The organism is Bacillus sp. CGMCC 1.60114 (genome assembly GCF_042676365.1).
GTDB classification, from domain to species: Bacteria; Bacillota; Bacilli; order Bacillales; family Bacillaceae_G; genus Bacillus_A; species Bacillus_A rhizoplanae_A.
Map to the genome: position 1 here is coordinate 46,399 of NZ_JBHTHG010000012.1, position 16,966 is coordinate 63,364.

Consider the following 16,966-nt stretch of genomic DNA (forward strand, 5'->3'; position numbering starts at 1 on the left):
ATATAAAAAACCCTTCTAACCACAAAAGGCAGAAGGGTAGTATCATTCGGCAAAATTCATCCCTCTGTCCCAGTCCTATTTTGGATCAAGGCAGAATCCACATTTTTATTTTGATTTTTCTAAACAGCGGTGCAGTTCACATTGATACTGCCCATATTCGACCTTATTATAACAAATAGCAAAATATAATTGCTATACTTTTCGAAAAAAGAAACTTATTTTCCTATAAAATAACCCTCTGCTTCTTTAAGCAGAGGGTTGGGGTTTGTATAATACTCTAATAATGAAAAATAGAAAAGAGCAATCGACCATTAGAGCTTAATGCGCAGTACTAATTATCAGTCGCGTACTACCTCTTCACTTTATTTCAATATCTGCTGAATGAATATGATGTACGACTCCTTCATGATCTTCAAGTATAAGAACTCCGTCAGCAGTAATTCCTTTTGCAATTCCCGTAATTGTATTTGTCATCGTACGCGCTGTAATTTCTTTTCCAATACTCACAGCATAACTTTCCCACAGAAGCTTAATAACTGAAAAACCACGATCTAAATACTCTTTATATAGCTTTTCCATCTGTAAGAAGATTTGCTGCATAAGTTCAGCTCGTACAATAGTTTTTTCGGCTTCGATTGCTAAGGAAGTAGCAATATGCTGGATCTCTTCCGCAAAATGCTCTTGTTTTTGATTGACATTAATGCCAATTCCAATAATAACAGCATTAATTTTATCAGGATCTGCTTGCATTTCTGTTAAAATGCCGACTACTTTCTTCCCATTAATTAAAATATCATTCGGCCATTTAATACCAACGGAAAGATTTGTGCATTTTTCAATTGCCTGCGCTACGCTAACAGCAGCTAACAATGTTAATTGCGGTGCTTGATGAATCGGAACGGTTGGGCGTAAAATAATGCTCATCCAAATTCCTGTCCCTTTTGGTGAGTACCACTTTCTGCTTAACCGGCCACGACCTGCTGTTTGCTCCTCTGCAACAACAACGGTTCCTTCAGCCGCTCCTTCATAAGCAAGACGAGCTGCGATTTGCTGTGTAGATGTTACCGACTCTTCAAAGTATACCGTTCTGCCTAAAAACTCTGTCTGTAAACCAAGCTGAATTTCATTTGCCGTTACTTTGTCCGGTTTACTTGCAATACGATAACCTAAGCGTCGTACAGCCTCTAGCTCATATCCTTCTTCCCTAAGGGATTCCATATGCTTCCACACAGCCGTTCTTGAGCATCCAAGCTTCTCGCTAATCGTTTGTCCCGATAGAAATTCACCATTAGCTTCAGAAAAGATTTCCAACAACTGTTTTCTTATAGCAGATTGCATCTATGCAGCCACTCCTTTATACACTCTTTCTCATTTTTTAATCGTCCGTATACTACTTCTTCTTCAATTTTTTGCAATATATTAGCAATCCACGGTCCTGCTTGTTCATCTGTCCATGATAATAAATCATTTCCGCTAACTTGCAATTGCTGACGATTATGAATTGGTAAATCTTCATATACCTTTTCTACACTCTCAACGTTCGAATTTGAATATGTATTCATGATGGCTTCGTATACACGCTCTGCCGTAAGAGCAATATCTTTCCCAGCTTTATATAATAAAAACTCATTCCAACCGTGTTTTTCTCGTGCCCTCACATATAATAAAACGGATACAATATCTTTTATTTTTTTATTTGAAAATTTCCATTGTCTTAAAAAAACAGATGGGTGTTCTTCCCTAATGCAATATAAAAAGAACGCCCACGCCTCAGTATCATTATTGAAAAAGCTCCAATTATACTCTGTTGATTTTGAAATAAAATCTCCGCACATTTGTAAATAAGGTAAGTGCTCATATAATTTCGTTTCTACTAATAATTGAAGCGCTTTTGCGCAATATGTACCGACAAGTAGCTTTTCAAATTCAACTGTAATTCTTTCAATTGCGATATGTTCAAGTAAATGTCCATACTTTATAATGGCTTGTTTTGTTTCTTCTTCTAAAGTAAATCCAAGGGTACTAACAAAGCGAATACCACGCATCATACGAAGAGCATCTTCTTGAAAACGATCTGCTGCATTCCCTACAGTTGCAATTTCCTTTTTAGCAATGGCTTCTTGTCCACCAAATAAATCAACTATTTCTCCGGTCCCCGTCATAGCAATTGCATTCATTGTAAAATCACGACGCTGCAAATCTTCGTCTAGCGAACGAACAAATTGAACACTGCTTGGACGACGAAAATCTTCGTAGTCTCCCTCTGTTCGAAATGTCGTTACTTCATATGGAACATCCTCTTGCACAACAATGACCGTACCGTGTTCAATTCCAACAGGTACGTGGCGCGGGAATAGACGCATTACATCTTCTGGCAAAGCTGATGTTGCAATATCGATATCACCAATTGGTCTTCCAATTATATAATCGCGCACGCTCCCACCTACAAAATATGCTTCAAAACCATTCTGCGTTAACGTATTAATAATTGAAACCGCTCGTTTAAATCGTTTCATATTTGTCATCCCTTAATATGTCATAGTAAATCGCTTCATATTGTGAAACAATCTTTTCTGAGCCAAATTGTTCATACGCCACTTGCATGGAACGCTTGGACATTTTAGCATGTAATGTATCATCTTGAAGAAGCTGTATTGCTTGCTGTGCAGCTCCTTTTATATCTCCTAGTTCACATATGTATCCCGTTTCTCCGTGTTGAATGACTTCAGGAATACCGCCAACACGCGTACCAATACAAGGGACACCGCACGCCATTGCTTCCAGCAACACAAGTCCAAAGCTTTCTTTCTCTGATAACAACATCATCACATCACTCATTGCCAAAAGCTCAGCTACATTATCTTGTTTTCCTAAAAATAAGACATGATCTTCAATTCCTAAATTTTTCACAAGCTGCACAATCGTACAAAATTCAGGACCATCACCAACAAGCAATAGCTTTACTTTTACTTGTTTTACAATGAGGGCGAATGATTGTACAACATCCTGAACACGCTTAACTTTCCGAAAATTCGAAATATGAATTAATACTTTTTCTTCTTTTTGTATACCGTATTCTTTTCTTAACCGGGACATATCTCTTTGAAAATACACGCGTTCATCAATAAAATTATAAACCGTTTTAATTTCTTTTTGCGTGTTTACTAATTCATACGTTTCTTTAATGAGTGAATGGGATACTGCTGTCACAACATCCGATTGTTCAATTCCAAAACGAATGAGATTGTTTAAGGAAGGATCAGATCCTAATACAGTAATGTCTGTTCCATGTAATGTTGTTACAATTTTAATATTGTCTCCAATCATTTGCTTTGCCAAATATGCGCAAATTGCATGTGGAATTGCATAATGTACATGCAGTACATCTAACTTTTCTCTCTGCGCTACTTCTGCCATTTTACTTGCTAACGCCAAGTCATACGGTGGATATTGAAAAACAGAATAGTGATTAACTGTTACTTCATGAAAATAAATATTTGGATATACTTTATTTAAACGAAAAGGCAATCCTGATGTAATAAAATGAATTTCATGCCCGCGCTCTGCTAATAATTTCCCTAATTCCGTTCCAACCACTCCAGAACCGCCAACAGAAGGATAACAAGTAATCCCTATTTTTAATTTCATTTTACTCCTCCTATTAAATCTTCATCTAATAGAAGCGGCTTTTTGCTCATAAATCCTTCTGCATATGTCACGCCAACTTCTTTTCCAAACATTTTTTCACGCGCTACAACCGTTTCTACATACCCTTCTGTCAAAGGGGTTATTACACCGTTTGCTCCTTTTGTAAATTGACTTTCATATGCTTCTAGCGCAGCAATCTTATCAGAAATATATAAACTAATATCAATACAAAAATCCGGTTTATGAAAGCCATTAATCATGTAAAAATAGAGTGATTGCACGCGATGCGGCGGAAGCTCCGGCATATATTTACGAATTCCTGCTGAAAAAATGGCTTCTTCCACAAGTTTTGCACAGTTTGCATGATCTGGATGACGATCTTCATAAAACGGTACGAAAACAAGCTGCGGTTTCAATGTACGGATAATCTTCACAATCTCTTGAATATACTCTTCCTTCATATATAGGCCGCGGTCTGGCATCGCTAGATTCATGCGCTTCTGTACACCAAGCCTTCTAGCTGCCTCTACCGCTTCTTGTTTTCTCAGTTCTACCGTTCCATTAGAAGAAAGATCCGCCTCTGTTAAATCACAAATTCCAACTTCGTATCCTTGCTTCGTATATTTCGCGATTGTACCCGCCATGCCGATTTCAACGTCATCGGCATGAGCACCAAAAGCTAATATATGTAATCCGTTCATGTCATTCCCCTCATTTTCGTAGCTTTCGATAATCTAAATCTCCCCGCTCTAATGCATGCATTAAAAGCTCCGCACTTGCCATATTCGTTGCAAGTGGAATTGAGTATACATCACATAAGCGAAGAAGCGCATTCACATCCGGTTCATGTGGTTGCGATGTCAATGGATCACGGAAGAAGATCACCATATCCAAGTCATTTTTTGCAATCATTGCACCAATTTCTTGATCGCCTCCAAGCGGACCAGATTGATATCTTGTCACAGACATACCTGTCGCCTCCATAATTCGAAGACCCGTTGTTCCTGTTGCAAATAACATATGTTTCTCTAAAATAGGTTGGTATGCATACACAAACGAGACCATATCATTTTTCTTTTTATCATGGGCAATTAAGGCAATCTTCATCTTTATTTTCCCCTTTAGTCAATAATATTTTCTAAACCATATACGAGGTGGTCTAATTGTATGACTGTTTCAATAGAAAGTTTTACTCCTGACATAAATGATGCACGGTTAAAAGAATCGTGACGAATCGTTAACATTTGTCCATCCCCGCCAAATAGTACTTCTTGGTGTGCAATCAATCCTGGTAAACGTACGCTATGAATATGAATACCATCAACATTTGCACCGCGTGCACCTTCTAGTTGCTCTGTTTCATTTGGATGTCCTTGTTGCTTTGGTTCACGATTTTGACGAATTAAATCTACTGTTTTTACAGCTGTACCAGACGGAGCATCTAATTTTTGATCATGATGCAATTCAATGACTTCGACATCTTGGAAATATTTTGCTGCCATTTGAGAGAACTTCATCATTAAAACAGCCCCAACTGCAAAGTTTGGTGCAATAATTGTACCAACTTGTTTCTCTTTTGTTGTTTCTGTCAACTTTTGCAATTCTTCTTCTGTAAAACCTGTTGTTCCGATAACAGAACGGATACCTCGCTCTACCGCAAGTGTTACGTGTTTCTTTCCGATTTCTGGTGTTGTTAAATCAAGCAAAACATCTGCTTCCACTTCATCTAAACAAGTATGTAAATCCGCATAAATTGGAGCATCTATGTTAGGTAATCCAGCAATGTCAGAAATTTTCTTGCCGCCATGTTTATAATCAATAGCAGCAACTAAATTAAAATGTGGTGTTCTCTCCATAAGAAGTACTGCTTCTTGCCCCATACGTCCTCGTGGCCCTGCAATAATTACTTTAATCTCATTCATTCCTTTTTCTCTCCCTCTTCAATACGTGTCCAACGATCTTTATCACGTGTATTAAATTTTTCCATCACTATATTATGAGCTGTTTCTAAATCAATGTTTAAGCTATTTGCCATACAAATCATAACAAATAACACATCCCCAAGCTCTTCTTCAACTGTACGTTCTTTTTCTGTGCTTTTCTTTGGCTTTTCACCATAATAATGATTAATTTCCCTTGCAAGCTCTCCCATCTCTTCTGTTAAACGAGCTAGCATAGCAAGTGGACTAAAATACCCTTCTTTAAATTGACTAATATATGCATCTACTTCCTTTTGCATATCTTTCATTGTTTTTTGTTCCATGTTATTCACCTCTAATCCTTCATTTATCATGTTAGCCAATTCATGACGATTTGACAAATATTATCGCATGTTATCGCTTATTTACCACGTTTTTGAGGATACAATATGAAAACTCCATTCCTCTTTGGATCTTGGAGTGAGAGTTTTCCATATGTCATCTTACAATTTTTCGATAAATTACGTATACTATCCATAAGAACAAGATAAGGTGATAACTACATACTAGGGGGATTTGCATGAATTTAAACTTAAAAGCACAAAACATTCTTTTTATTCTAATTGGTTCTGCTATTTTCTCATTTGGCATCGTGAATATTAATATTGAAAACCATTTAGCAGAAGGTGGCTTTACTGGAATTACACTACTTCTTTATTTCCTATTTTCACTAGACCCATCCTATACAAACTTAATCTTAAATATACCAATCTTTTTTATCGGTTGGAAAATGCTTGGTCGTACGACATTTTTATATACATTAATAGGGACATTTAGTGTTTCGTTATTTCTCTGGATTTTTCAGCGTTATGATATATTTAATTTACATTTAAAGTTACAAAATGATATGATGCTAGCCGCTTTGTTTGCTGGCTTATTTATTGGTGTTGGGTTAGGAATTATTTTCAAGTATGGTGGCACAACAGGCGGGGTCGATATTATTGCACGGCTAGCTCATAAATATATCGGCTGGAGCATGGGAAAAACTATGTTTATGTTTGATGCCGTTGTCATTATCTTATCAATTCTTACATATTTATCTTACCAACAAGGAATGTATACATTAGTTGCCGTTTTTATCGGAGCAAAGGTCATTGATTTTATGCAAGAAGGAGCATACGCTGCCAAAGGAGCAACAATTATATCTGAGAAAAATGATGAAATTGCTGCACAAATTTTATCAGAAATGGATCGCGGAGCAACTTTCTTAAAAGGAATGGGTACATACACAAAAATTGAACGAAATGTTTTATATTGCGTTGTTGCTAAAAATGAAATTGTAAAACTTAAAAGTATTATCACATCTGTTGACCCACACGCTTTCGTTGCTGTAAGTGATGTGCATGATGTTGTTGGCGAAGGATTTACGCTTGATGAAAATAAGAATCCCCTTCACAATTAACTATATAGGTTCTTCGAAAATCATGCACTTTCTGTCTAAACACCAAACTAAAAAAAGTTATCCAATCGGATAACTTTTTTTAGTTTGTGTACGCCTTAGAAAAGAGGCTACCATATGTACTTCCGCAACTTTTCTAAATCCTCATGGATTACATCCAACAAACTACGATTATAAAAAATTGAAGCAGGATGAAAAGTTGGGAAAATTGTATAAGCTTTCTCTGTCCAAGTATAAGTTGCGTCATTAGAATCTGCTAGTCGCCGAACAGGTTGCGTAAACACTTGACCATGCATCTCTGACACCTTTTTGTCTGAACCAGCTAAACGTTTGAGCGCAATATTTCCTAGTGTAACAATAATAGGTGCATGAATGTGCTCAATTTCATAATCCAAAATTGGAGCGTGGGCAAGTATTTCCTGCTGGTTCGGCGTACGATTATATTTACGCTTCACTATTTCTCCACTTCGCTCTCGTTTCTCTCCCCATTTATATGGCCGACTACGTACTGCACTAGTAATGTATACTTCTTCTCTTGTCACACCAACCCTCTTTAGAAAATCCATGAGCTGATTACCAGCTCTTCCGCTAAAAGGTATCCCATTATGAATTTCTGTTTCGCCCGGCGCTTCTCCTACAAGCATCATTTTTGGATTTGGTGGTCCTTGTCCATATACAAAACCTTCAACAGGATAGGGAGCCATTCGCTCTTTCGCCTTCTTTACTAATAATTCTGGAAACTCCATGTTTATCACCTCTGCTTGTTACACTTTTATCCCGCTACTTTAGGACAGTAAGACTTCCACCTCAAGATTCTAAGAAAACAAAGAAGATAGTTGGGAGATAACTGCTGGCATGCGCCCGATTGGTGAGAGCTTTCCATGAGTGGGGGATAAAGACCCCCACTCATGGAAGTTTCACTTTATCCGGCTATTCGCGAGCTAAAAGAGCTGCTGTTCAATGATAAACAGCTAACTCTTCATTTATTCTTACACAACCTTCTCACATTACATACGTTTATAAATGACATAACAGGCACTTCGATAATTATGACAATAAAAAAGACTATCAAAACTGATAGTCTTTAATCGTCGTTGCGTTGCATACCTGTATAAATTAATAAAAGACGAAGCAGTTCAAATACTGCAACTGCCGCTGCTGCAACATACGTAAGAGCTGCTGCACTTAATACTTTACGAGCTTGGCCATATTCGTCCGTTGATACAATGCTAAGCGCTTCAATTTGTTTCATTGCACGTTTTGATGCATCAAATTCAACTGGCAATGTAATAAGTTGGAATAACACACCTGCTGCCATTAGGATAATTCCCAATAACAATAAATTTGACATACGTGCAAACATACCAATCATAATAAAAATCCACGACATATTTGAACCAAAATTTGCAACAGGAACAAGCGAATGACGGAAACGCATAAAGCCATAATCTTTTGCATCTTGAATCGCATGCCCAACTTCGTGTGCAGCTACCGCTGTCCCAGCAACAGAATGTCCATAATAATTGTCCGTCGATAAACGAACTGTTTTCGAACTTGGATCATAGTGGTCAGATAAATGCCCTGGCGTTTCTTCTACCGCTACATTGTACAAACCATTCTCATCTAAAATTCTACGAGCCACTTCCGCACCTGTCATACCAGAAGTTGAATACACTTGTGAGTATTTACTATATGCGTTGCGTACTCGAGACTGTGCATACAACGGTATGATCATGATGATAGCGAAGTAAATTAAGTAAAAACCCATCATGAACCTCCAATAAAGTTATGTCATATAGTAATAACCATTCTATTTTCTTCCTGTCACATTGTCAACAAAGAAACCTTACAACATAGTTTCTATATTTCACTTCATTTGAAAACAATTTTATCTATTTTTCGAATGCATTATACTTTTTTGTTTTTCTTTTTCTCCTTTATATTTTCTCCACCCAACATACGTTAATGTAAAAATAATAATACCTCCTGTTACAGTCATAAACCATATAAGCGAAGAATCTACCTCATCTCTTTTCGTCAAGCGGAAAATTTTATTTAAATCATCTTTTATAATTTTCACTTGTGTTTGACCGCTCTTATTTTGAATCATCATATAACGAAATTCATCTAAATACGACAAATGAGAATTTACACGTTGCAATTGTTCTTCCGGCAAGGCAATCATTAAACTTGGATAAATAATATCAAATTCATGCAAAAATACATTTAATGATTCTTGAAAACGTTCATGTTCTTCTTTTTGCATTGCATTTTCAACTTTCTTAAATGCACTCATCACATTTTCTTCTCGTTCCATCCAAAGCGGCTGATATTTCGATACTTCTGCATCTAACGCGAGACGAAGTGCTAGCACATCATCTATCTTTATTTGTTTACTTGTTCCTTGTCCTTCTAGTGATTGCAATGCTTTATCATAAGCAAGCGAAATAACACGAATATGCTCAGGCGTTATTTTCTTTGTTTGATTGACAGTTAAAAATTGCTGTGAAAAATGAGTTAATACTTGCGTTGCTTTGTCGTACTCCTCTTGTTTTACAAATTGCAACGAGTCATCTAATAATCCATTTAACTCATTCCAATTAGCTGCATATATACGAACAGGAAACAGTATAAACATAAACGCTATGATTCCAGCTAATACTCTTTTCATTCTTGTCCCCCCTATAGCTTCTAGTACAAACTATGTAGAATGGGACAAGAATAGAACAGAGAGATTCATTTCCTACAATGAAAACTGAAGACGACGCTCCCTCATACAAAGGTAGTATGTAATTCCTAAAGCAATTATACTCAGCCAAAATGTGAAATAACCAATTGGTTGATAGTACATATCTAACACACCATACCGTGGCATTTGTCTAAACACATAATCAATAATGTCATTATGCAGCGTCCAAATAGCTGCAAGTACAAAATGCCAACGCTTTATGCGGTAAAACGGAGCATACAATAAACCTTGGATAGCCATCGCACCATGAGATGCTATCAACATATACCCTGCCCAACCAATATCTCCTTGTACAATAAGCAACAGTATATTCATTACAACCGCCCATACACCGTACTTAAATAAAGTTACAATTGCAAGCGCCTCCACCAATCCCCAATTTTTCCCTCGAAGAAAAGCGATTAATACAAATACAAAAAACAAACTAGCGGTTGGACTATCTGGAACAAATGGCCAAAATATCAAAGGTGTTTCAACCAACTGATATTGATACCATATGTATCCATATATCGTTCCAAAAATATTCACAATGAGTAACAGCCATAAAAAGGTGCGTTGTCTTAATATTGAATATAAAAATGTCACGGTTTGATCCCTCAGCTTTCCTAACATACAGTCATATTATAGCAAATTTCCCTATATACAGTGCAGTTTCTATAGGTTGATAACTGAAAGCCTGTGAATAACGGGATAAACTAGAAAAACTGACTGCAAGTTTGCAGTCAGTACTCATTTACTTTTTGTTATATTTTTCTATAAAATCCGTCACTTTCTTCAACTCTTCATCTGTACCCTTAAAGACACCTTTTGGCATTGCACCTTTTCCCTCTTTTGCAATTTTCGCAATTTCCTCAGGCTTTAACGTTAAGTTTTGCAGTGATGGTGCAGCTGCTCCCCCTTGTAAGTTATCACCGTGACAAGTTAAACATGTATTTTTTTGCATAATTTTATAACCGTCATCATTTTTATCAACTTGTACCGTTTTTACAATCGCACCTTGTCTTTTCGCAGCTGCCCAGTCATGTGTTGCGACCGATTGCCACGTTAAGAATACGATAGATGCTAAAGCTAAAAGCATAAATCCTGTTGCAACCGGGCGTTTAAATGGACGTCGTTCCGGTCCTCGATCAAGAAACGGAGCAAGTAATAACGAACCAAATGCAATACCTGGCATAATAAATGCACCAATAACAGTATATGGACCGGATGCATAAGAATACTTTAACAATTGATACAGAAATAAGAAGTACCAGTCTGGAAGTGGGATATATCCTGTATCTGTAGGATCTGCAATTCTTTCAAGTGGTGATGGATGTGCCACTGTCAAACAAAGATAACCAATTAAAAAGACTGCACCAACCATCCACTCTTTTAATAAAAAGTTTGGCCAAAATGCTTCTGTTTTCCCTGGATATTCGGAGTAATCTTTCGGAATATTCGGTTTTCTTACAATAGGTACTCGCGAATCTCCGACAAACTTCATCCCTTTGCCGCGATGCATAGTCTCCCTCCTTTAATAATGTTCTTTTCTTATAATCTTGTAACATCTTATAGCGGACCGGAAATACCTTGTTTGCGAATCATGATGAAGTGAACTGCCATTAATCCGAGAAGTGCAGCTGGCAAGAAGAATACGTGAATAGCAAAGAAGCGAGTTAATGTTTGAGCACCGACAATTTCGGAGTGGCCGGCAAGCAACGTTTTTACATAAGATCCAATAAGCGGTGTTTGCTCCGCAATTTGAAGCCCTACTTTTGTTGCAAATAATGCTTTCATATCCCATGGTAATAAATACCCTGTAAAACCTAACCCTAACATAACAAAGAAAATAAGTACCCCAACAATCCAGTTTAATTCACGAGGCTTTTTATACGCACCTTGGAAGAAAACTCGAAGTGTATGTAAAAACATCATAACGATAACAAGACTTGCGCCCCAGTGATGCATACCGCGAACAATTTGTCCATACGCCACTTCATTTTGTAAATAATAGACAGATTCCCACGCATTTTTAATATCTGGTACATAGTACATTGTTAAAAACATTCCCGATAAAATTTGGATAACCGTAACAAAAAACGTAAGTCCTCCAAAACAGTAAACGAAAGCTGAAAAGTGATGCGCTGGATTTACATGTTCCGGCACCTCATGATCCGCAATATCGCGCCATAAAGGGGTTATATCTAGCCGTTCATCTACCCAATCGTAAATTTTATTTAACATCTATTTCCCCCCCCCTCTTGGCTTCGCTTTACCTAAATAAAGCGTCCCATCTTTCACCTGTGATTGATACACATCAAGCGGAGCGAGAGGTGGTGTTCCTTTTATATTTATACCATCTTTTGTATAACGCCCTCCGTGGCACGGACAATAAAATTGATTTGGATGTGACTTGTCCGAATTCCAGTTCACCGTACACCCTAAATGTTTACAAATTGGAGAAAATGCTACAATGTCTCCGCTTTCATCTTTGTGTACCCATGCTGACTTTGGCTCTTCTGATTTATACCACCCGTCAACTTGTTTTACTTTAAAATCGAAACGCTTCGGTTCAGTCGTAATATCTTTTACTTGTGCGACTGCAACCATCTCTCCCCCTGCCTCTTTCCTTAAAATTGGATCAAGTGCAAAGCGCGTCATTGGCATTAAAATACCCGCTGCCATAAATCCTCCTACACCTGTAAGAGTGTAGTTTAAAAATTGTCTTCTTGACACCCTGTGTTCTTTCTCACTCACGAAAATTTCCCCCCTCTATCAGAAATTGTCCCCCCGTGAAAAACTAATATAAATGATAAAAACTAGGACACTATCATGATATAATACCCTACTACATTGGTCAATATCATACTACTCACAATTATCTAAACTATTAATTTATTATTTATTTTCCCACTTTTCAGTAAAAATTTCCATAATATTTTTTATTTGTGCGTGAATTATTTCTCTCTTCGCTTGATCACTAAGTTGGTCTAGCGGTAGTGCCGGTAAATAAAACAGCGTTTCTGCTAATTCATGCTCAATTTCTTTCCAAGAAAAATCACTTGTAATCAGCGCAATATGCTGCAAACCTTTTTCTTTCAAATAGTTCGTCCATTCTTGTAAACGTTGCTGCTCACTTACACACCCTTCTACATAGGTGAATGCTGGTAATAAAAACACTCTCCCTTTATACTCCCTCTCTAACTCTCTCGTTAGAGCCGAAATAAATTCCCCTTCTACTACCGTTTCCTTCATCCCATTTCCAAAGGAAATCGAAAGGAGTGGTATAATTCCAGTATCAATATATTCTCTTGCTTGTTCGTATTCTATTACATCTGCTACAGCCCACTTCACACTTAATAGCCCCCTTTTCCCGATACTTCCACTCTAACAGGCAGTGATTACACCAAGTAATGTTTACCCATAAGAGCCTAATTCGTTTAACTAATCATAAAGAAACTTCCATTCTATTTCTATTAAACCATACAGATAAAGGTAAAAAAAGAAAAACCATCTATAAAAGACGGTTTTTCTTTTTAATAGTCTAAAAATTTTCATAATTTCTTTTCACAGAGAAGTTTACAAGTGTTTTAACTCCTCTGTTAATTTGCGGAATGTTTCTTCATCATGAGTATCAAGCGCTTCATCAATTAATTTCAAAAGCCGTTCTTTCCGAAATGAATATACACTTTCTTCTAAAAATCGCTCTGCTAATAAACGGTCTTTTTCATTTACTTCGATATTTTTCGGTAAATATGGATTTTCTTCTAGTACTGCCACATAATTCGCATTTTGGAAAGATGATTTAAAGTTAAGCTGAATATAAATGTCTTCATCTCTGTTTAAGCGAATATCATGAAACGATTTTTCCGCATCAGTCGTCATTACATTTTGTTTATAAAAATGAAACGGTAAATCTTTCACGCAATTTGCTGACATTATCAACCCACGCGGACAATATTTCGCATGTTCCACAAAATGCACCTTATCCATTAATTGATCATGACTCATTAAATAATTTAAAATCCAAACACATTCTCGCTGTTTCAGTTGGTAATTATTTAAAAACCATTTTACAAAATCTTTCTTCTCATTCACAGAAACAGGGGTATTCATCGCGCTTAATCCCTCCTCTGTCCTTCTTTTTTTCTTTTTACATTCAAGAAGCAGCATTCAGTTTCCTTCCAACTTATGAAAAATCCTCTAAATTATATAATAATTCTTCAATATGAGTTTGTGTTGGATCTAGTTGTAATAAACGTGTAAATACTTCTTTCGCCTCTTTTCGCAATCCTTCTTCTAATAAGAAGTAGCCGTACTCTTCCAAGAAATCTGGATGATTCTTAAAAGAAGTATATGCACTTTGGTAATGTTTTAATGCATCTGAATACAATTCTAATTGTTTTTTCGCATGTGCAATATCCCAAAGTAATTGTGTGTCAGTTTCCCCATTATCAATGGCTTTTTCTACAACAGCAATTACTTCTTCATATCTCTCTTCTTCTTTTAAGATGTATGAATACTTTAATGTAGCACCTAAATGAGAAGGATCAAGCTCTAATGCTTTCTTAAGTGCATCTTCCGCTTCATTTTTTCTCCCTAGCTTCGCTGCAATGTTAGCAAACTCTACATAAAATGGTATCGATAATTCGTCAATTTTTATTCCTTCTTGAAGTGTTTCATAACTTTCTTGAAGCATTCCTTCTTTTTCGTAGCATTTCGCCAAATACATATATAAAGACGCATATTCTGGATCTAACTCTTTTAATTCCTCCCATATACTGATTGCTCTTTGATATTGTTCTCCTTGATACAACGTAAATGCATATCCAAATAAAGAGTGAATATCTTTTTGTTCATCTAAACCTTCCTCATAATAAGAAATTGCTTCATCCCATTGTCCAAGTGCACTTAAATTCTCAGCCAATCGAAGCGGAACAACAACCCCGCCCATCACTTTATGTTCTGGGAGTAATGATTCATAATATGGAATTGCCTTACTATCTTCTCCTTTACTGCTATACAATTCCCCAAGTCCGAAAGCAATTACCGGCTCATCTGGCATCATCGCTTTCGCTTTTAACAATTTTTGTTCAGCTACTTCATCAAACCCTTGCATTTGATATAAATCAGACGCAAGGAGAAGAGATTGAACGTATAATTCATCATCCTCTTGAATATCGTGAAGTACTTCAATTGCTTCATCTTCTTTGTCTAAATCAATATATAACTCTGCTAAAAATAACGTAAACTCACTTTCTTCCGGGTATAACAAGCGCAAATCTTCTACTATTTCTAGCGCTCGATCTACAAAGCCTAGTGTATAGTAATAACGAGCAATATCATACTTTTCTTCATCCGTACCTTGTTTTACTTGCTCTGCTAATAATTCTAATCCTTTCTCTACTTCTCCGCTTTCAATATATGTAACAGCTTGTTCAAACTTTTGCATAACTTTCTCCTTTATATAAATACTTATGTAAATTCCATAATAAACAACTGCCTCTATGTAAGCAACAGTGTGAAGAAGAAAAGAACCTTCTCAAAAAGAAAAGATTCTTTTAGTTTTGCAGCATATGTAACTGTTCAAAAAAGTTCGGATATGACACAGCTACTGCCTCGCTATTTTCAATTATAACTTCTCCATCTGCTATACACGATGCAATACCTAACATCATACCAATACGATGATCACCGTGACTATTTACCACGTTTCCATGTAATTGCGTTTTACCATGCACAATCATACCATCTTTTGTTGCTTCAATATGTGCTCCTAGTTTTTTCAATTCATTTACAACCGTATCAATACGATTCGTTTCTTTTACCTTTAATTCTTCCGCATCTTTAATCACAGTTGTCCCTTCTGCTTGCGTAGCTAACAGTGCTAAAACTGGAATTTCATCAATTAATTTAGGAATAAGCGCACCGCTAATTTCTATTCCTTTTAATTGTGAGGTTTCAATTGTAATATCACCACACGGCTCAAACTCTTCATTACGAATATTCTCTATCGACAAGCTTGCGCCCATTTGTGATAACACATCAAGAATTCCAGTTCTTGTCGGATTCAACCCAACATTTTTTAATACAACTTTACTTTTTGGTACAATTGCACCTGCAACTAAGAAAAAGGCAGCTGAAGAAATATCTCCTGGCACCTCAATATTCGCCGCATAAAGCCTTTGTCCGCCCTCTAACGAAACGGTTAACCCATTAACAGTAACGCAGCAACCAAATGCACGTAACATACGCTCTGTATGATCACGCGATTGTAATGGTTCAGTCACAGTTGTTACACCTTCTCCTTGTAGCCCTGCAAGTAAAACAGCTGATTTCACCTGTGCACTTGCCACGGGTGAACGATAATGTATACCTTTTATATCTCCCCCTCGAATAGAAAGAGGCGTAAATTGCCCATCTTCTCTTCCATCAATTTTAGCACCCATTTGACGAAGAGGTTCTGTAACACGTTTCATCGGACGCTTTCCAATTGAAGAATCTCCGATAACTGTACAATGAAACGATGCATTTGCTAGTATACCAAGCATCAACCGAATTGTCGTTCCTGAATTTCCAACATCTAATACTTCAGACGGTTCCGCTAATCTATGTAATCCTTTTCCATATACAGTGACATCGTTACGATTTTGCTCAATCTTAATTCCTAACTTTCGAAAACAAGCAATCGTACTTAAACAATCTTCACCCTGAAGAAAATTCGTAATCTTCGTTGTCCCTTCTGCAATTGCGCCAAACATAACAGCACGGTGCGAAATGGATTTATCCCCAGGAACAAAAATCGTTCCGTTTAATCCACTCTTAAGCTTTGTTAATCGTTTCACCTCTATCACCTCTATTAATATTTACGTATGTAGTCTTTCTTTATCCTGCTATTTTGGGGCAAGAAGAGCCCGACTGCTGAGAGCTTTCCATCAGTGGGGATAAAGAATCTCCCACTGACGGAAGTTTCACCTTATCCCGCATTAACGAGCAATAAATCCCCTATCTCAAGATGGAGAAAAAAGCAAAGAAGATCGTTGGGGATAACTGCCCGTAAAAGCCTGATTGGTGAGAGCTTTCCATCTGTGTGGGATGAAGAACCTCCACGATGGAAGTTTCACTTTATTGTACTTCTTTCCTTCTTCTTTACGCAAATAGGAAGAAAAGAAACGACTCCTAATAATGGAGCCGTTTCTTTTCTTAAGAATA

Annotated in this window: 20 protein-coding genes; 2 read left to right on the forward strand and 18 right to left on the reverse strand. The window is 36.9% G+C overall.

Annotated features, from left to right (window positions below):
* Nucleotides 1-357 precede the first annotated feature (357 nt).
* From ACFQZ1_RS06215 to ACFQZ1_RS06245, 7 genes are read right to left on the reverse strand one after another with little or no spacing between them, the layout of a single operon-like run.
* Entirely contained in the window at nucleotides 358-1,338 is a 981-nt protein-coding gene (locus ACFQZ1_RS06215; RefSeq protein WP_377881244.1) for a biotin--[acetyl-CoA-carboxylase] ligase, read from the reverse strand.
* Nucleotides 1,323-2,516, reverse strand: coding sequence for a CCA tRNA nucleotidyltransferase (locus tag ACFQZ1_RS06220; protein ID WP_377881245.1), 1,194 nt, complete (start codon nucleotides 2,514-2,516; stop codon nucleotides 1,323-1,325). Before ACFQZ1_RS06220 ends, ACFQZ1_RS06215 begins: the two co-directional genes overlap by 16 nt.
* Complete coding sequence (gene bshA, locus ACFQZ1_RS06225; protein ID WP_377881246.1) at nucleotides 2,503-3,648, reverse strand: N-acetyl-alpha-D-glucosaminyl L-malate synthase BshA; 1,146 nt, start codon at nucleotides 3,646-3,648, stop codon at nucleotides 2,503-2,505. Before bshA ends, ACFQZ1_RS06220 begins: the two co-directional genes overlap by 14 nt.
* The gene (gene bshB1, locus ACFQZ1_RS06230; protein ID WP_377881247.1) at nucleotides 3,645-4,349 is read right to left on the reverse strand and encodes a bacillithiol biosynthesis deacetylase BshB1; all 705 of its coding nucleotides are present in this window, start codon (nucleotides 4,347-4,349) and stop codon (nucleotides 3,645-3,647) included. The genes bshA and bshB1 overlap by 4 nt, the downstream gene beginning before the upstream one ends.
* Nucleotides 4,350-4,359: 10 nt before the next feature.
* Nucleotides 4,360-4,755 carry a methylglyoxal synthase gene (gene mgsA, locus ACFQZ1_RS06235; RefSeq protein ID WP_336482820.1) on the reverse strand — a complete coding sequence of 132 codons (396 nt, stop codon included), beginning with the start codon at nucleotides 4,753-4,755 and terminating at the stop codon, nucleotides 4,360-4,362.
* Between the two features lie 14 nt (nucleotides 4,756-4,769).
* Nucleotides 4,770-5,570, reverse strand: a complete 801-nt coding sequence (dapB, locus tag ACFQZ1_RS06240; protein ID WP_377881248.1) for a 4-hydroxy-tetrahydrodipicolinate reductase — start codon at nucleotides 5,568-5,570, stop codon at nucleotides 4,770-4,772.
* Nucleotides 5,567-5,911, reverse strand: coding sequence for a nucleotide pyrophosphohydrolase (locus ACFQZ1_RS06245; RefSeq protein WP_377881249.1), 345 nt, complete (start codon nucleotides 5,909-5,911; stop codon nucleotides 5,567-5,569). The genes dapB and ACFQZ1_RS06245 overlap by 4 nt, the downstream gene beginning before the upstream one ends.
* Nucleotides 5,912-6,147: 236 nt before the next feature.
* Between ACFQZ1_RS06245 and ACFQZ1_RS06250 the strand changes: the two genes are divergently transcribed.
* Nucleotides 6,148-7,029 (forward strand): YitT family protein, encoded by an 882-nt coding sequence (locus ACFQZ1_RS06250; protein ID WP_377881250.1) that lies wholly within the window; start codon nucleotides 6,148-6,150, stop codon nucleotides 7,027-7,029.
* Between the two features lie 107 nt (nucleotides 7,030-7,136).
* Here the strand turns inward: ACFQZ1_RS06250 and ACFQZ1_RS06255 are convergent, their stop codons facing one another.
* The 11 genes from ACFQZ1_RS06255 to aroA form a co-directional block, all read right to left on the reverse strand.
* Entirely contained in the window at nucleotides 7,137-7,772 is a 636-nt protein-coding gene (locus tag ACFQZ1_RS06255) for a uracil-DNA glycosylase (RefSeq protein ID WP_377881251.1), read from the reverse strand.
* 338 nt (nucleotides 7,773-8,110) lie between these two features.
* Nucleotides 8,111-8,794, reverse strand: coding sequence for a zinc metallopeptidase (locus tag ACFQZ1_RS06260; RefSeq protein WP_377881252.1), 684 nt, complete (start codon nucleotides 8,792-8,794; stop codon nucleotides 8,111-8,113).
* Nucleotides 8,795-8,914: 120 nt separating this feature from the next.
* Entirely contained in the window at nucleotides 8,915-9,697 is a 783-nt protein-coding gene (ypjB, locus tag ACFQZ1_RS06265) for a sporulation protein YpjB (RefSeq protein WP_377881253.1), read from the reverse strand.
* Between the two features lie 72 nt (nucleotides 9,698-9,769).
* Nucleotides 9,770-10,360 carry a lipoprotein heptaprenylglyceryl N-acetyltransferase LhaT gene (lhaT, locus tag ACFQZ1_RS06270; RefSeq protein WP_377881254.1) on the reverse strand — a complete coding sequence of 197 codons (591 nt, stop codon included), beginning with the start codon at nucleotides 10,358-10,360 and terminating at the stop codon, nucleotides 9,770-9,772.
* Nucleotides 10,361-10,508: 148 nt separating this feature from the next.
* The gene (locus tag ACFQZ1_RS06275) at nucleotides 10,509-11,276 is read right to left on the reverse strand and encodes a menaquinol-cytochrome c reductase cytochrome b/c subunit (RefSeq protein WP_377881255.1); all 768 of its coding nucleotides are present in this window, start codon (nucleotides 11,274-11,276) and stop codon (nucleotides 10,509-10,511) included.
* 47 nt (nucleotides 11,277-11,323) lie between these two features.
* On the reverse strand, nucleotides 11,324-11,998 hold the full coding sequence (gene qcrB, locus ACFQZ1_RS06280; RefSeq protein ID WP_377881256.1) for a menaquinol-cytochrome c reductase cytochrome b subunit: 675 nt from the start codon (nucleotides 11,996-11,998) through the stop codon (nucleotides 11,324-11,326).
* Complete coding sequence (qcrA, locus tag ACFQZ1_RS06285; protein WP_377881257.1) at nucleotides 11,999-12,511, reverse strand: menaquinol-cytochrome c reductase iron-sulfur subunit; 513 nt, start codon at nucleotides 12,509-12,511, stop codon at nucleotides 11,999-12,001.
* Between the two features lie 141 nt (nucleotides 12,512-12,652).
* A complete protein-coding gene (locus ACFQZ1_RS06290) occupies nucleotides 12,653-13,108 on the reverse strand; it encodes a YpiF family protein (RefSeq protein ID WP_377881258.1) in 456 nt (151 codons plus the stop codon).
* A gap of 225 nt (nucleotides 13,109-13,333) precedes the next feature.
* On the reverse strand, nucleotides 13,334-13,870 hold the full coding sequence (locus ACFQZ1_RS06295; protein ID WP_377881259.1) for a ReoY family proteolytic degradation factor: 537 nt from the start codon (nucleotides 13,868-13,870) through the stop codon (nucleotides 13,334-13,336).
* A gap of 73 nt (nucleotides 13,871-13,943) precedes the next feature.
* The gene (locus tag ACFQZ1_RS06300; protein ID WP_377881260.1) at nucleotides 13,944-15,206 is read right to left on the reverse strand and encodes a tetratricopeptide repeat protein; all 1,263 of its coding nucleotides are present in this window, start codon (nucleotides 15,204-15,206) and stop codon (nucleotides 13,944-13,946) included.
* 109 nt (nucleotides 15,207-15,315) lie between these two features.
* On the reverse strand, nucleotides 15,316-16,599 hold the full coding sequence (gene aroA, locus ACFQZ1_RS06305) for a 3-phosphoshikimate 1-carboxyvinyltransferase (protein WP_377881261.1): 1,284 nt from the start codon (nucleotides 16,597-16,599) through the stop codon (nucleotides 15,316-15,318).
* 93 nt (nucleotides 16,600-16,692) lie between these two features.
* Between aroA and ACFQZ1_RS06310 the strand changes: the two genes are divergently transcribed.
* On the forward strand, nucleotides 16,693-16,966 hold a 274-nt coding region (locus ACFQZ1_RS06310), incomplete at its 3' end, for a hypothetical protein (protein WP_377881262.1).

What these genes read in the sequence shown, in the direction of transcription:
- ACFQZ1_RS06215 (WP_377881244.1), bottom strand. Translation starts at nt 1,338, where the DNA reads ATGCAATCTGCTATAAGAAAACAGTTGTTGGAAATCTTTTCTGAAGCT.
- ACFQZ1_RS06220 (WP_377881245.1), bottom strand. Translation starts at nt 2,516, where the DNA reads ATGAAACGATTTAAACGAGCGGTTTCAATTATTAATACGTTAACGCAG.
- bshA (WP_377881246.1), bottom strand. Translation starts at nt 3,648, where the DNA reads ATGAAATTAAAAATAGGGATTACTTGTTATCCTTCTGTTGGCGGTTCT.
- bshB1 (WP_377881247.1), bottom strand. Translation starts at nt 4,349, where the DNA reads ATGAACGGATTACATATATTAGCTTTTGGTGCTCATGCCGATGACGTT.
- mgsA (WP_336482820.1), bottom strand. Translation starts at nt 4,755, where the DNA reads ATGAAGATTGCCTTAATTGCCCATGATAAAAAGAAAAATGATATGGTC.
- dapB (WP_377881248.1), bottom strand. Translation starts at nt 5,570, where the DNA reads ATGAATGAGATTAAAGTAATTATTGCAGGGCCACGAGGACGTATGGGG.
- ACFQZ1_RS06245 (WP_377881249.1), bottom strand. Translation starts at nt 5,911, where the DNA reads ATGGAACAAAAAACAATGAAAGATATGCAAAAGGAAGTAGATGCATAT.
- ACFQZ1_RS06250 (WP_377881250.1), top strand. Translation starts at nt 6,148, where the DNA reads ATGAATTTAAACTTAAAAGCACAAAACATTCTTTTTATTCTAATTGGT.
- ACFQZ1_RS06255 (WP_377881251.1), bottom strand. Translation starts at nt 7,772, where the DNA reads ATGGAGTTTCCAGAATTATTAGTAAAGAAGGCGAAAGAGCGAATGGCT.
- ACFQZ1_RS06260 (WP_377881252.1), bottom strand. Translation starts at nt 8,794, where the DNA reads ATGGGTTTTTACTTAATTTACTTCGCTATCATCATGATCATACCGTTG.
- ypjB (WP_377881253.1), bottom strand. Translation starts at nt 9,697, where the DNA reads ATGAAAAGAGTATTAGCTGGAATCATAGCGTTTATGTTTATACTGTTT.
- ACFQZ1_RS06275 (WP_377881255.1), bottom strand. Translation starts at nt 11,276, where the DNA reads ATGCATCGCGGCAAAGGGATGAAGTTTGTCGGAGATTCGCGAGTACCT.
- qcrB (WP_377881256.1), bottom strand. Translation starts at nt 11,998, where the DNA reads ATGTTAAATAAAATTTACGATTGGGTAGATGAACGGCTAGATATAACC.
- ACFQZ1_RS06295 (WP_377881259.1), bottom strand. Translation starts at nt 13,870, where the DNA reads ATGAATACCCCTGTTTCTGTGAATGAGAAGAAAGATTTTGTAAAATGG.
- ACFQZ1_RS06300 (WP_377881260.1), bottom strand. Translation starts at nt 15,206, where the DNA reads ATGCAAAAGTTTGAACAAGCTGTTACATATATTGAAAGCGGAGAAGTA.